Raw genomic sequence first — 17,049 nt, 5'->3', positions numbered from 1 at the left:
GCAAAATGATAAACTAATCCTGCATGCGCTCCAGCACATAATCAGCTTCCTCCGCAGTCAGTTCGCCCGCTTTTAATTGTCTGAGGAGCTCTTTTACTCTCTCGTTCTTTCCATTGGAATCCGCTGTTGCACGAGTCTGTGCCTCCGCAGAAAACGTTTCTTTTTTACGAATGGTTACATCCTTCAAACCTGCAAGTCTTTCTCCTTGTTCATTAAGCAGCTGAATATCGTAAATAAGCTCGGATTGACCTTTTTGGCCTGTTTTACGCGCATAAGCCCAGCATTCTGCTGAAACTTTTTTCCGAATCGTAATCTCTCCTATTGAAAAAGGAACATAAACAGATGCCTCTTCTCTTCCGTCCGTAATTCCGAACAAAGATTGCAGAGCCCCATCAATTAAAGACGGATGCAATGTATAATTTTCAAGAGCATATGCGGCTTCTTTTGGCAGCAATAAGTGTGCAACCGCTTCTGTTTTTCCGCCCCATAAACGTTGAATCGGCTGAAAAGCGCGCCCATACAGGAACCCGTTTTCCTGAAAATACTTGTAACATTCATCTTGTTCACGGACAAAAGCACTTCTGTTTATCATCTCTTGTCTGTCGATATTCTCTATATCACCGTAATGATGATCAAAATCTAATTCCCCCGTCACAAATCCAGTCCTTACAGGAGCATCCTCGTCAGATGACATATTAAATAATATTTTGCCGTCTTTTACGGAAATGTGAGTGTAAATGGTCAGGCTCTCTTGCAAAAGCATGGCCGGTCTTGCAAATATCACGTTTTTTAAACAAGTGACCTCTTTCTTTCGATATGACCGTGTTCCCGCTGCGCATGCCATTTCAAGAAAAGCAGCGGCCGGGAGAATGCTCTTGTTTTTTACGATGTGGTCTTTTAACCAAATCTCTTTTTCTCTTAATGTCGTTTTAAAAAACTGCTGTTCCAGAGTAGATTCATTCGAATCCAGAAGCGGGTGCAGTGAAGACTGCCGCGACAATATTTCCGGAAATATTGCACTTTGATTTCGAGGCACCCAGTAAGACTCCTCAGCAAATGGATATAAAGGAAGCTTGACCTTTTGCGGGGTATACTCTTCATATAACTCTCTCCATTGAATATCAGCCCCGAAAGACCATAATTTTGCTAGAAGATTCAAGTCCTTTGTCTCCATCATCACCTCGAGGAATTTATCTTTCATCTTTTGATCATGAAAGATAAAGACTTTATCAAAATCTTTCGTAACATTGCCTTTGTATACGCCCTCTCCAATTGTTCCTTCAGTACAGAAAGTTCTCAGCTTCTCCTTAAGTTCCGGCAAATCGGAAGCTACAACAGCAAGTCTGTCTTCCATCGGCTCCCTGCATGTCTGCAATGTAAAAGCGATATCAGCTGCCGAGGCCTTTGTCTCCCGCTCTGTGAATTGCAGAAGGCGCCGGGCGTATTCTTTCAGTCTGTCTTCATTTTTGGCAGAGAGAACTGCGGCAAACGGCCCACTTATTGTTTGTGTGTCTGCATGGTTTTGATATTCCTCCACAATGACATGGGCATTTGCTCCTCCCGCTCCGAACGAACTGATTGCTGCTCTCCTGTTAGAGGCGCCTGATTCTTTCCGCCACTCTTCTTCTTTCTGCTGAACGTAAAAAGGCGTCTTTTCAAATCGGATATTTTGGTTCAGCTGTTCCGAGTGAATGGATGGCGCCAATTTCTGGTGTTTAAATTGTAAAAGAACTTTTGTAAGGGCTGCTATACCTGCGGCAGACTCCAAATGTCCGATATTAGACTTCACTGAACCTATGGCACAAAATTGTTTATCATCCGTAAATTTCTCAAAAGCTTTTGTCAATCCTGCGATCTCAATCGGATCTCCGAGCGAGGTACCCGTTCCGTGTGCTTCCAAGTAGCTGACGGATCGCGGACTGATGCCCGATTTCTTAAAATTTTCAGCAATCAGCTCAGCTTGTGCATTCGGATTCGGAACCGTAAACCCATTGGTTTTTCCGCCATGATTTACAGATGTTCCTTTAATCACTCCGTATATATGATCCTGATCAGCAATTGCTTTTTCCAGAGGTTTCAACAGGACGGCTCCCGAACCTTCTCCCGGGACATAGCCGTCTCCGCCCTCTCCGAAACTTCTGCACAATCCTTCGGTGGAAACAAAATTACCTTGACTCAGCCAAAGGTATTTGCTGGGGTGTATGGACACATTAACGCCGCCCGCAAGCGCAATTTCACTTTCCCCTCTTTTAATGCTCTCACATGCCAAGTGAATGGCCGTCAGCGATGATGAACACATCGTATCCAGTGCAATGCTCGGGCCGGAGAGATTAAAAAAGTATGAAACCCTGTTCGCAATAGATGAAAAGAAGGAACTGAGCGCAATCGGATTGCCCCGCGCAGTTTCTTCTGCGCCGAATAATTGATATTGTCCGTACATGGCTCCGACAAACACACCGGCTTTCATACCGTTAAGCTTCTCTTTTGTATATCCTGAATCTTCAAACGTATGCCAGGAGGTTTCGAGAAAAATTCGCTCCTGAGGGTCCATCAGCTCAGCTTCTTTATGAGAAATGTGGAAAAACAGCGGATCGAATTGATCAACACCGCTGATAAAACCGCCCCACTTACTGTTGATTTTCCCCTTCTCCATTCTGTCGGGACTGTAATTCGATCTGAAATCCCAACGTTCCTCGGGGATTTCAATAATACAGTTTTTCCCTCCGGCAATGTTTTCCCAGAACTCTTCAAGAGTATCGGAATTCGGATATCTTCCGCTCACACCGATAATGGCAATATCCTCACCCGGCTGAACCATGCTCGGTGCAGGTGTATCCTTCTGCTGCCGGTGCTGTTTTTTACTCGGATTTTCTCTTTTCTTCTGCACTCTTGTTACCGGAGCTGCTCCTGCGGCCTTAAGCACTTTTTCTTTAAAAGATGTTAGGAAGAAGTTTGAAAGCTCTTCAATGTTCTGATATTCAAAAAAGATTGTTTTCGGAAGATCCCCGAAAGTATCTTCAAGCTTTGAAATAAGTGACATGATCATAAGTGAGTTGATTCCGAACTTCTCAAAAGAGTCTTTCGCATTTATTTTATGAGCTTGGATTTTCAAGACACCGCTGATGATCTTGATTAAATAGTCATTGACTTTTTCTTTCGCAGCATATTCCTCTTCTTCATCGTATTCCGCCGTGAGTGTATCTTGATCTGCTGCAGCTGTATTTCTTTGAATCGAAAGCGCTTTTATCATTTTATCCCGCTCTCCTTCTGCAGGCATTAAGCTGGTAAATGAAGACCCCAGCATTTTCAGAAACGCTTCCAGAACAGAGGAAGTTCGCATCGGAGTCATTCCGTATTTTTCTTTTATTTGAATGATTCCATTGCTGTCGAGACTCATTCCGCCATCTTTCAATAACGGCCAATTGATTGATAGTGTTTTTCCGTTTCGGGAGAGCTGGGATCGAAGCATTGCAAAACTGTCCATAAAATGATTTGCGTACGCATAGTCACTTTGGCCGGCATTTCCGTAAGCGGCAAAAGAAGAAAAGAGAACAAAAAAATCAAGATCTTCGTCTTTTGTCAGCTCATCCAGCCAGATTGTCCCGTAAACTTTCGGTTTCAGTACGTCCGTAAAATCACTGAGACTTTTATTTACAAGAAATGAGTCACGAAGGATGCCGGCAGCATGGATGATCCCGTTTATGCTGCCGTACCGCTGTTTAACGCCGAAAATGAATCGCTCTGCCTCTGTTCGATCTGTTATGTCCGTCCGCTGATATTCAACAATAGAGCCGCTCTCATTAAGCTTACTGATCCGTTCTTTTTGATCAGCTGTTAAAAAAGAACGGCCTGTAAGTATAATCACGGCTTGGTTTTCATTAGCGATGTGTTCCGCAAACAGCAGCCCGAGTTTTCCGGCTCCTCCGGTAATGATATATATGCCGCCTTTTTGATACGTTACAGATCCGTTATCGTGTTCCGGAATATCAATAGGCTGCAGCTCTTTCACAAAACGGGTATGTGAGTCTATTAAAATCTCACATTCATCCGTTTGAATGCGCTGCATTTGACTGATTGCAGCATCCCACATCTCGGAAACCGGAGGATTTATGTCAGAACCCTCGTGGCGTATCTGTATGGTTTTCGCTTTAAGCTTGGAGCTTTCCATGTTTACCGTTTTCACGAACCCTCCGACAGCTTCATGAAACGGCTGATTCAGACCGCTTGTCCAATAAATATGCAATAACGTAACAGGTTCGTTTCTTCGCATTAAAGCTTTTGATAATAAAAAGAGCGAGTTTATCCCTCTGCGAAGAGTTTCATTAACGGATTCTTCAGTGAATTCTCTGATTTCTCCGTCCCATAAATAAAGCACGACATCAGGTGTAAATCCGTTTTCAGCCAAATCAGACAGCAGCATTTCGACATGATTTTCATCAGAAGGATTGATTGTGCATCTATTCCGTTCAATTCTGTAATCAGAATCGGGCGTTACGAGAATGACACGGTTATGTTCTCCATTCATCATCTCGGCATGCTGAAAGAGACGGTTATCCTGATCAAAAATCAGCATATTCCCCGGTGCCTGCTGATTCGGCATATCAATGTGATTTGTCCTTACCCAATCGGTCTTAAAAAAAATGGTTGGGGACGGAGCTTGTGATTCCGGCTCCGCCTTTTTTTCCATTTGTTGTTTTCTGTAAGTACGAATTAGCTCCAGTCCTGCATCAGGAGACATTTGCTGTTCTTCAATTAAGGAAAGTATTTGTTTGATCTGCACTATTTTCCCTCCAGCAGCTGATAAACTTGGTCAGCAGAAAGTTCACCGTTTTTCAATTGTTCCAATAAGAAGAGAATTTCCTGATCTTCATTTTTATGACCTGCGGTTAATTCTCCCCCGGTCACTTTTCTGACAGAAAAGTCTTTCATGCTCACGGCTATTTCGCCGCTCTCATTAATAAAATCAATGTTATACGTATAAAAACCGGTTTCTCTCACCGAAACATGGCAACGGGCAGTAAGCGCCCTCTTAATGTGAAGCTCTCTAAGTGAATAAGGAACAAATAAGCCGTCTTTCTCATTTTCTCTTAACAAAAATGCCGCCGCTTGAAAACCGCCGTCAATTAATGAAGGATGGAGTGTAAAATGTGAAAACCCGTTCGCTAAATGATCCGGAAGCTCCAATTCTGCCATTAACTCCACATCACCGCGATATACGGCTTTCAACGTTTGAAAACCGCTCTGATATGTCAGGCCCATACGACTGAAGCGGTGATAACACTCTTCCCGGCTTATGACCGTTTTACTGCTGCGTATGAACTTATCAATATCGACATACTCATGATTGCTGTTTATGTCTCCGAATACTGTTTCACATTGTGTGCAGATTTGCTGCACGCCATCCGGGCCCTCTTTACATATCGTTACGTTCAACTTATCTTGTTTCATTTTCAAGCCGGTATAAATATGCAGCGTTTTTCCTTTATATAATATAGGTCTGTTCCACATCACGTCTTTTATTTTATATACTTTACTTTCTCCGCTTATTTCCGCACAAACAAGAGCCATTTCAAGCGAAGCGGCTCCCGGCAACACACAGTCTCCTGAAACAAGGTGATCAGTGACGAAAAATTCAGTTCCGGAAATAACAGTTTTAAATGCTTGTTTCTTTAATGTTGAGACATTCTCGCTGATTAATGGGTGAAGACTTTTGCTATTAACCTCGCTTTTGTTCTTTTTCGGAGTAAACCAATAACTCTCTTTTGCAAACGGATAAGTCGGCAGCGGCACTCTATTCAATTTCTTATTGCCGATGGTCTTCCATTCAAACTCAGCTCCATTGGCCCAACATTGTGCGAGCAGCTCCTCTTTTCCGCTTTGAAGAGCCTCCTGAATCATATATTCAGAAACAGCTGCGCGCTCTACAGTGTTTTCGCTTATAAATACGCCATTTTGCACCTTGCTTTTATCAAGAAAGCTGACGTATTTATCTTTCAGCTCAGTCAGACTCACTGCACATACGGCAATTCTCTCGTTCATTGCTTCCCGGCCGTTTTGCAATGTAAATTCCATGTCACTAGCATTAACCGTCATGTCACCGGCAATCACGCGATCCAAGTACTGAACCATAAGCCGGATATACTCAAGTAATTGATCTTTGGTTTTCGCAGATAAAACAAAAATGTGTGTTTTACCGTTGTTTTCCGGTACTTCTTTTTGAGGTTCCCTGTATTCCTCTAAAACAATATGCGCGTTCACACCGCCGAATCCGAATGAGCTGACACCTGCTCTCCTCGGCAGATCGTTGTTCTCTTCATCTTTTATCGGATTCCACTTTTGAGCGGTTTCTGTGATATAAAATGGCGTATTTTCCAGTTTAATGTATGGATTGAGTTCTGAAAAATGGGCGAGTCCCGGAAGTTTGCGATATTTAAAAGCCAGTAACACTTTCAGCACTCCGGCTATTCCGGCAGCGGTTTCGAGATGGCCGATGTTTGTTTTCACAGACCCGATTCCGCAGCTTTTTTGTTTCTCAAAAGGAATGTCCCATTCTTGATATAACGTTTTAAATGCCTTTATGATGCTGTTTACTTCAATCGGATCGCCAAGACTTGTCCCTGTGCCATGCGCTTCTATATATCCCGCAGTGGCGGGACTGACCCCCGCCTTCCGCCAAGCTTCGGTTAATAAGTCCGCCTGTGCGTTCGGATTCGGAGCTGTCAAAGAATTGGCGCGGCCGCCGTGATTTACAGCTGACCCTTTAATCAAACCATAAATATGATCACCGTCTGCCTGTGCTTTGCTGAGCGGCTTAAGCAATACTGCAGCCGCCCCTTCACTCCTTACATAGCCGTCAGCGCTTTTATCAAACGTTTTGCACTTTCCGTCTTTGGAAAGCATACCTGCTTTATCAAAAGCTATAAACAGAGTAGGGCTTGTCATAATATGCACTCCGCCTGCAATCGCCATTTCAAAATCGCCTCTTTGAATCCCCTCAGCCGCACGATGGAGTGCAACTAACGAACTTGAACAGGCAGTATCAATCGGTTCACTCGGACCCGTCAGGTTCAGCTGGTAAGAAATACGATTAGCCAATATACAATGATTTAAACCGGTTGCGGTCTGCGCCTGAACAGAGACGCCATTTTCATTGAGACGTTCCGCATAGTCCGTTGTGGCGACCCCTGCAAACACCGCGGTTTTCGTCCCTGCCAAATCAGACGGCTTATAGCCCGCATCTTCTATTGTTTTCCATACAGTCTCCATAAAAATTCTTTGCTGGGGATCCATTAATTCTGCTTCGGCGGGAGAAATCCCGAAAAACAACGGATCAAAACTGTCCGCGCCTTTGATAAACCCGCCTTTTTTTATTTTTGTTCTATTGACGTCCCTGATCGGATCGCCGTCAAACTCTTTCCAGTCCCAACGGTCTTCAGGAATGTCTGTAATCATATCCCGCCCTTTTTCAATTCCTTCCCAAAAGTCTTCCAGCGTATCTGTTTGGGGGAAACGGCCGCTTATTCCCACTATTGCAACCGGCTCATTCATATGTCTTTCCTCTTGCCTGGTTTTGTTTTCAGGCTCAGGGGAATGTTCATAGGATTCGGGCGGAGGCGTGCTGTACAATGTTTTTTCGTCTGCTGCAGAAAAAGGTTCTGTCTCAGCAAAAAGGATTTCTCCGTATTGCTCGATTACATAATCAGTCAGTTCAGCCAGTGAATTGCATTCAAAGAAAATGGACGGCAATAATTCCGTACCATATTGTTGATTGATTTCATTTCCGAGTCTGGTAAACGTAATAGAATCAAATCCGTACTCGCCGAATGAAGTCTCTTCTTCTATTTCCTTTCTGTCAATCTTTAAAATACTTGACATCATCTTTGCGATGCCCTCAATCAGATTTTCTCTTCTGTCTTTCGCCGCAGATTCATCTGAAGAAAAAGACCCGCAGAGATGAAGCTCTTCGGAATACTCACTCTTTAAAAACTCAAGAAGTTCATTAAAATCAGTAAGACCGAAAAAATCTGACGGCATCATTGATATTCCTAATGTTTCGTTTAATTCGTTGCCCAGCATTGTAAACATAATTGAATCAAATCCGTATTCACTTATCGGCAGTTCAAAATCAAATTCCCGTTCTTCAATTTTTAATACGCCGGTGATGATGCGCGTCAAAGTGCTTTTTAAAGATTCAGTTATTGACAGCTCTTTCGGTTCGTGATTTTCGTCGGCGATTGCCGGGTCACTTTTTCCGCTGTCAATCGTTATCATTCGTTCCAGCTTTAATTCATTACCGCTAAATACCATTATTTGATGTTCACACCCTGTCATTGCTTGATCAAATGCTGCAAGGCCTTCCCGTTTTACCAGAGGCAGCATTCCGAAACGGTCATAAAGGAACTTCTCTGAATGAATGTCAATTTGCATACCGCCTTCTTTCCATAAAGGCCAATTAATCGAGACTGTTTTTCCAGGTTTATTTTCCGCCGCTCTCATTTCCGCAAAATAATCCATAAACCGGTTTGCATAAGCATAATCAGTTTGTCCGGCATTCCCGATTATTGCGCTGATAGATGAAAACATAACAAAAAAGTCCAGAGGTTCTCTGTCTGTATACCGGTCAAGCCATATCGTTCCGTAAACCTTGCTGGCCAGGACTGAATCGAGATCCTCTTCACGCTTATTGATGAGTAATGAATCTTTTATCACACCGGCGCTGTGAATAATTCCTTTAACAGGACCTAATTTGTTTTTGACGAGTTTTATCAGGTTGTTGACATTTTCCTTATCAGAAATATCGGTTCTTACATAAAAAACCTCTGATCCGTTTTTTTCGAGCTCTTTTACATTGCTTACGGCTTCCTCAGAAAGCTCTGACCTGCCGATAAGCACAAGTTTTATTCTCCCTTTTCGCACAAGATGTCTGGCAAAAATCAGGCCCAGGCCGCCTGTTCCTCCTGTAATGAGGTAAACTCCCCCTTCTTTTACTTCCATCTTTTTGAGGGGCTCTGCACTTTCAATTTCTGCAGAGTGTTTCACCTGCCTGATTCCATCTCTGTATCTGATTTCTGAAGAAGTATCATCGCTGATGACTGTTTCTTTCACAAGGTTTTTTAATTCAGGCAGACCGGTGTTCAGCTGTAACTGAATATCGTCGCTGTGTATTTCAATATTTTTACCGGACAACATTGGATGTTCTAAATGAAGCGACCTAAAAAAGCCGCTCATTGCCATTTGATAAGGTAAGATTTGATTGTTCCTTGTGAAAAATACATGTGATATCAGGATTTTATGTCTTGGGATGGTGGCTAACAGAGCTTTCGTTACATTGAAAACCGGCAAAACAGCCTTTTCCAGCTTTTCATGAATGTTATGCTCAATTCCCGTTTCAGGGCTCATCCCGATTAAAATGACGCGGTCAATTGTCACTTGTCTTTCTTTAAGAATCGCCAGCAATTTCTTATAGCCTTCAAGTTTGACGCTGTTCAATTCAAAGGAATCAGCTTCTTTTTCTTGAAAACCGCCGCCATGGCGGACAAAGATCATGTTCAGGCCGATATCTTTATATGCCTGGCGGATCAGCGGTTCTGATATATCCTGACGGAGTGAAATCACAAGGCAGCTGTTTAAACCGCTGCCTTCAGGCTGATGAAGCATAGGGGCCCGCTTCCACATATCAGTGTAATACTTAGCTGAATGCCGCTCATTTTGAGTCTGCGGTGCAGCCCTTAATGCCTTCAACGCTAAGTTTTTTATTTTAAGACTTACAGATCCGTGTTCATCCATAAATAGTATATGAAACCTTTTGACATCATCATGTTGTCTTTCATCGGCAGCTGTAATGTAAGCATAGCCGCTTGCCGAAGGTGGTTGAAGAATTTCCAGCTCACCTAATTCAAAAGGCAAATATGCGGTGTGATCGTCTTCCTGAGTGGACGTAAACCCGGTTGTGGATTGAAAAATGCCATCCAATAAACACGGTTCCAGCAGCGCGCCGGATTTTTTATGAATGCTCTCAGGAAGTGATATTCGTGCAAGAACAGCATTTTCATGGATAAACAGCTGTTTTATTACCTGAAAGCCGGCTCCATAGTCCAAACCGCTCTGCCGGAAGTTCCTATAACACTCAGCGCCGCTGATTAATCTTTTCTGTCCGGTTAACCAGCTGTCCAATTTAAAATGCTCTGTATGAGAGGCATCTTTATCTCCGCATGTGATAATGTTTCCTTGGCAATGAACTGCCGCTTCAGGCTGCATATCGGTTTTCACCACAAATCTGCCGTCTTTTTGATTCGGCAGCAGATCTATCATTATCGTCTTTTCTTTTTCAACGGTTATCGGAACCGCCCATACAACCTGACTCAGTTTTATGACTGATTTTCCGTACAGCCTCTCTCCCGCTTCTCTGGCCGCTTCGATGATTGCCGCTCCGGGCAGAACCATATTCCCATGCACAACATGGTCTTTTAAATAATATTCAGAATCTGAAAGCGTTTTATAAAATCGGCACTCACCTGCAGAAAAATCAAATAAAGGAGCTGTACCGGCTGCTGATGTTGTTTGCGCCTTATTTGACACCCACAGTCTGTTTTTTAAGAAAGGGTAAGTCGGCAGCGCAATTTTTGCCGGTTTTCTGCCGGTGCGGAAATCTTCCCAGCTTAAATTCCCTCCCGATACCCAGAATTCAGCCATTTCGGCTAATGTGGTTCTGCCGGATTTGAGCGGAAGATCTGATTGCCGCTGTCCGCGTTTATGATTCGGTTTTTTCCCTCTGAATATTTCGTGATCGTCAATTCCATTATAAAAGTGATTTAATTTCAACATCAGATCATCGATATTATTTGAAATGACAGCAAGCCTTTCCGGCATGGCTTCACGCCCTTCAAGAAGGGTATACGCAATATCAGAAAGGTGAAGCGGCTTATTTGTTCCCGCCGGCTGTAAACACTCGCCCTGCTTATGACGAGCCTTTTGCAGATATTCCTCCAGCTGTTTTGCTGATTCCCGTAAACTCAGTGAATGCTTGGCTGAGAGTACGATAAGTTCCTCACTTTCCTCACAATCCGTTTGACAGTCAGCAGCAGACTCATACTCTTCCACAAGGATATGAGCATTTGCCCCGCCCGCTCCGAAAGAACTTAATCCCGCACGCCGCGGATATTTGCTGTCAGAATGTTTTTCATTCGCGGGTTTTATCCAGTCGGCGGTTTCCTGCTGGAGACAAAAAGGTGTCTCTTCCAGATAAAGATCCGGATGAACCCGTTCAGCATGCAGTGTTGCGGCTATTTTTTTATACTTCATTTGTAAAATAATCTTTGTCAGGCCGGCAATACCCGCGGCCGCTTCGAGATGACCGATGTTAGATTTAATCGATCCGAGAGAACAATATGAAACATCTTCGGTATAAGCTCTGAACGCCTTGGTCAGACCTCGGACTTCAATCGGGTCACCCAGCGGCGTTCCCGTGCCGTGGGCTTCAATAAAGCTGACACTTCTGGCGCTCCAACCGGCCGCTTTAAGAGCTCCTTGAATTAAATCCGCCTGTGCGGCAGGATTAGGCACCGTATAGCCATTCGTCTTTCCGCCATGGTTAATTGCCGTTCCTTTTATGACGGCGTACACAGTATCATTATCACGTATGGCATCTTTAAGCGGTTTAAGAATAACGGCCCCGACACCTTCCCCGGGCACGAAACCGTCGCCGCCTTCTCCAAAACTTCTGCATTTTCCCGATTTTGAAAGCATTCCCATCTGACACCGGTATAAATAGTCAGAAGGATGAAGATACAAATTTACTCCTCCCGCAACCGCAACAGAGCACTCACCTTTTTTTAAACTTTGGCAAGCCATGTGAATTGCCGTTAAGGATGAAGAGCAAGCCGTATCTACAGGGATACTGGGACCCGTAAAATCAAATGTGTAAGACACTCTGTTCGCGAGAGACCATGGGAACGAATTTGGAAGTACATCGTTTTTGTCCGTCGGTATTCTTTCGCCGAGCAGCTTGTAAGAATTGGTTGTAACTCCCGCAAATACACCGACATGTTTTTCGGTCTGCTTTCTCAACCCGTCAATGGTATATCCCGAATCTTCAAATGCTTTCCATACGGTTTCGAGAAATATTCGTTCCTGAGGATCCATCGCTTCTGCTTCTCTCGGCGATATTTGGAAAAACAAAGAATCAAATGATTCAGCATTCTTTAAAAATCCGCCCCATTTGCAATAAATTTTTCCCTCATGCGCTTTAGCGGGGTCTGGATCATAGTAGGTCTCATAATTCCATCGTTCTTTCGGAATTTCTGTGATTGCGGTTCTCTCTTTTGATAGAAGATCCCACAATTCTTCGATATTTTCAGCTCCGGGATAACGGCCGCTGATACCGATTACCGCTATCCCGTCAAGATGTTCTTTTTCCTCCGCCGCAGGTGCAGTGATGTTTTGTTCCGGCCTGGCGGGGGTAATGCTCTGAATCTGTTTTCCTTTTTCCTCCCGTGAAAATAAACGTCCCAGCCGATCCGGGTATTCCTTTACAAGATGATCTGCTAAATCTCTGATTGTATGAAATTCAAATAAAAGCGTTTTCGAAATTGCTCCCAGTGACTGCTCCAGCTTTGTGTTGCATTGATGAATCATAACTGAATCCATTCCATATTCAGCCAGATGCACATCTTGATCGATCTCTTCCCGTTCTGCACCGACCTCAGAGGAGATGATATTGGTTAAAAACAAAACTGTCTGATCCAAAATATCGCCTTGAGCCAAAGGAACGGCGCTGCCTGTCTCTGTTTCGTCCGTCAAAAATCTCTGCTGCATAAATTGTTCAAAGCGTTCGTGATCACCGCAGACTGCAATATTATGCAGCTGACCCGAAGTTACAATCCGCGAAAACCATTGCGTTCCGTCTTCAGCAGGAAGTTCTTCGAGCCCGGAACCATGAAAAAGAGACGTCCGCCCTTGACCTGACAGGTTCGCCCCCATTCCGATGTCTTGCCATAAAGGCCAATTGATTGTCAGGGTGCGGCCGCTGCGCAGAGAATTTTGCCGTTTCTGTTCCCGATATTCGGCGAAATGATCTAAAAAGCCGTTTGCATATGCATAATCACACTGTCCTTCGTTCCCTGCAATAGAGACGACTGAAGAAAAAACGGCGAAAAAATCCAATTCGAGCGACTTCGTTGCATGATCAAGATTCAATGCGCCATGAACTTTCGGAGCAATCACCTCTGAAAGTTCCTGCTTTGTTTTTCGAAAAAGCAGCGAGTCTCTGATAACTCCTGCACAATGAATGACGCCATGAAGACCTGCATGCTGATCGGTAATACCGTCAATCATTTTTTTTACCGCTTCTTTATCGGATATATTCGCCTGTATATAATAAACCTTTGCTTTAAAGCTGTTCAGGTATTCTAAATGTTTCTGCTTATCTCCGTTTAAAACAGATCGCCCCGATAGGATAATGGTGGATCTTTCAGTTTTCGCGCAATATTCAGCGATTTTACTGCCAATCCCCCCAAATCCCCCTGTGATTAAATATACTTTATCTTTTTCAGGGTATTGAATGGTCTTTCTGTTTGTTTCTCTCTGCTTCTCTAACATCCGTGCATATCTTACGCAGCCTCTGTAAGTGATATGAATATGCCGATCAGGCGCTGTGTTTATTTCTTTATAAAGAATGTCAGCCTTCTCTGAACATGAAACGGATACAGAATCATGTTCAAAGCAAACCGTCTTACAATGCAGCTGCGGGTACTCTTGTTTTACCGATTTTAAAAAACCGTTCACACCTTCAAAATACGGCAATTTTTCTTTTTGATCTGCGCTGAATGTATAAATGAACGTTACTTTGTTTATAAGGTTCTCGCTGATTAAAGCCTTAGTCAGATAAAACACGGAATAAATTCCTGATTCGAGTGTTTCTTCCAGTTCAGGCTGTTTTTCAGACCAAGTATGCAAAATTGCATCAGGCGCTGCGCCTTTTTCCTTTAACAGACGAATGACACCTTGATAATCTTCGGGACGCTGCCTGTTGATGGTGAAAACACTGTCGCTTATCTGCTCTAAACGGTCACCGGGCATAATAAGATATGCGGACGTATTCTCTCTTTTTTTCAGCTCTTCAAAATAGTCTTTATTCCCGGAGAACAACAAAATAGTACAGGCTTGTCCGCTGCCCGCTTCATTCTCAAGTTCGGTTTCTTTCCATACCGGCGTATAAAGTGCCTGATTCTTCTTTTCTGAAAAAGCCGCGTCTGATTTTACCGGCTGAGGGTTTAAAGAAAATTGAGAGCGCTCAAACGGATAAGGCGGAAGCGGGGCTTTTCTTTTATGATAATCACCTAGTTTCGCCCATTCAATCTCTTCTCCTGAAAGCCACATTTGCATAAATGAATGATAAAGAGCCTCATCGGCTGGTTTGTCCGCTTCAAAAGCAGCCGCTTTGTTTAGTTTTGCTGATGGAGGGAGCGATCCGAATTGAAAAACTGAAAAATCAGAGATATTTACATCCGGCTCCGTTCCCTTTTCTTCCGTGTAAAGCGGCATATGGTCAGCTATCTCCTGAGACACGGCATCCATTTGATTGTATTCTGTCATCAGCGGAAAACGGGCCTTATCATAAAAACCTGCCGGCTGCTCATTCATACAAGCAACAGCCTGTTTAATTCCGTCTTGCTTTTTCAATAACATGCTCAGAAAAAGTTCTTTAGATAAGATTCCCTCATCCAGTAAATTTAATATTTCCAGAACATAATCATTATCAAAGAATCCATCATAATCTGTTAAATCCCATCTCTTATACAGTCTTCTCATAGAGGCAAGGATCGCCATGATCGCCGCTTCCTCATCAGCCGGCAATGCGTTTCTTTTATCCGCCGTGCGATTCACTATATAAGATAAAATCTCGATTTCCTGAGTCTTTCCCGCTTTATCCCACTCTTCTAAAAACCCTTTAAACGTATATTGGTGCTCAAGAAGCAGCCGTGTTTTCCCGTACAGGCGGTCTGTAAAATCAGCCGGGAAGCTCAGACCGTTCAGCAGCATCCTTACATATTCTTCATTTAATCGAACCGGCGGGTACGTTTTTGAAGTGTACGGATTGACAAATGGAATGGTCGGCGGCTCACAGGATAAGTGCGAAGGTTTTTCAGCGCCTGTGATGACAGAAATGGCCTTTTCAATTTTGATGATATCCGCTGCTGCAAGAGCGACGTAATATCCGTCTCCGGCGCCTGTAATGAGGCTTGGCTTAAAACCGGATGCCAGGATACTTTTTATGATTTCCGTATTGATAACTAAAGAATACAAGCGAATTTTCTCAGGCGTCCATTTTCTTTTAAATGAACTGTGCAATGTTGGTATACCCTTCAGCACCGACCTTACGTTCTTTTCTAAATCAGGGAACACGCGTTTCAAAACGGCAAATTGTTTATAACTTTCCCATTTGAAGTCACCGATGGCAAGCGCCCATTCAGAATCTTGTTTCCTCCGAAAACTCAATCCCTCTTTAAGCTGATTTTTAAATTCCTCCTTGCTGCCTGCCAATAAACCAGCCCTGTAATCAAACGATGTCCTTGTTAAAAGGGTGTTGCTGATCACTTCATTTGATATTTTGCAAAATTCCTCAGAATCGTCAGAAAAGGTTCTCCAATTATGTATCATTTGTTTCATGCTTTCTTCACTTTTAGCGGAAAAAAGGAAGGGAACCCTTCCCTTTCTGTCAGATTCGTCTTTTGTATGTATAAATTCTTCGATGATGACGTGAGAGTTAACACCTCCAAAACCGAAGGAGCTGATTCCCGCCCTGAGCGGAGCCCCGTCTGCCGCCTTCCAATCACTTGAATCAAGCGCCGGCCTAAACGGTGTTTTTTCAAACTGTATAATTGGATTTACCGTATGTACATTCAGGCTTTTCGGCACCCTCCGATGTTTCATCATCATTAGAACTTTTATCAATCCGGCCATTCCCGCCGCTGCTTCTGTATGACCGATATTTGTTTTCACACTTCCGATCCTGCAATATTGAGTATCCTCAGTATATTGCCGATACGCTTTTGTCAATGCTTCTATTTCTATCGGATCGCCCAGAGATGTACCCGTGCCATGTGCTTCTACATAAGAAACCGTCGCAGCATCAACAGCAGCGTTGTGTAAAGCTTCTGAGATGACCCGGCACTGCGCTTCTGCTCTGGGAGCGGTTATGGAACGGGATTTACCGCCATGATTAACAGCTGTCCCTTTTATGATCCCGTATATATGGTGACCGGCTTTTACTGCATCACCAAGGCGCTGCAGCAATACAACGCCTGCCCCTTCTCCGGGAACGTACCCGTTCGCCGCTGCGTCAAAGGTTTTACATTTGCCGTCAGGACTCAGCATTCTGGCTTTAGAAAAAGAAATATATTTTCCGGGTTGGAAATTCAAGTTTACTCCCGATGCGATTGCATAATCGCTTTCTTTTGTCCGCAATGACTTAACCGCTTCATGTAAAGCAACAAGCGACGATGCACAAGCGGCATTTACAGACATGCTTTTTCCGGTCAAACCGAATGTGTATGAAAGCCGGTTGGAGAGCATAGCTTCGAAACTTCCTAAACAGGCGTAACTGTCGATTTCCGATTCAGCATGACCTGTCTGCCGGTAGTCAGAATTCATAATACCCGCAAAAACAGAAGTGGTTTTACGCTGGAGATCCCGCAAAGAGACCCCGGAATCTTCGATGCACCGCCAAGTTTCTTCTAAAAGGATTCTTTGCTCAGGATCCATGTTTTTCGCTTCCCGGGGAGAGATATTAAAAAACTTATGGTCGAAATGGTCAGCTTTATGAATAAAACCTCCCCACTTGCTGATTGTTTTGTTCGGTATACTGATATCAGCTGAATAATAAAGATCGGGATCCCACCGTTCAATCGGCACTTCCCGGATGGAATCTTTGCCGCTATTTATGTTTTCCCAGAATTCATGATAATGATCTGCATCGGGGAATCTGCAAGCAACCCCGATTATCGCGATATCCGCACTCTGTTTATTCAAATGAACCATTGGCCTCCACCC

General features: G+C 43.7%; 2 protein-coding genes. Both read right to left on the bottom strand.

Annotated features, from left to right (window positions below):
• Positions 1-13: 13 nt before the first annotated feature.
• Complete coding sequence (locus G9F48_RS02915; RefSeq protein ID WP_165409002.1) at positions 14-4,780, bottom strand: type I polyketide synthase; 4,767 nt, start codon at positions 4,778-4,780, stop codon at positions 14-16.
• A complete protein-coding gene (locus tag G9F48_RS02910; RefSeq protein WP_165409001.1) occupies positions 4,780-17,037 on the bottom strand; it encodes an SDR family NAD(P)-dependent oxidoreductase in 12,258 nt (4,085 codons plus the stop codon). The genes G9F48_RS02915 and G9F48_RS02910 overlap by 1 nt, the downstream gene beginning before the upstream one ends.
• Positions 17,038-17,049: the final 12 nt, after the last annotated feature.

The sequence above is a fragment of the Bacillus sp. EKM420B genome, from assembly GCF_011065565.1.
Taxonomy (GTDB): domain Bacteria; phylum Bacillota; class Bacilli; order Bacillales; family Bacillaceae; genus Bacillus; species Bacillus velezensis.
The sequence above is the reverse complement of the archived record's forward strand: the minus strand, read 5'-3'. Positions and strand labels throughout refer to the sequence as shown.

Bases quoted from the DNA above. Each gene is read 5' to 3' on its own strand.
- G9F48_RS02910 (WP_165409001.1), bottom strand. From the start codon at position 17,037: ATGGTTCATTTGAATAAACAGAGTGCGGATATCGCGATAATCGGGGTT.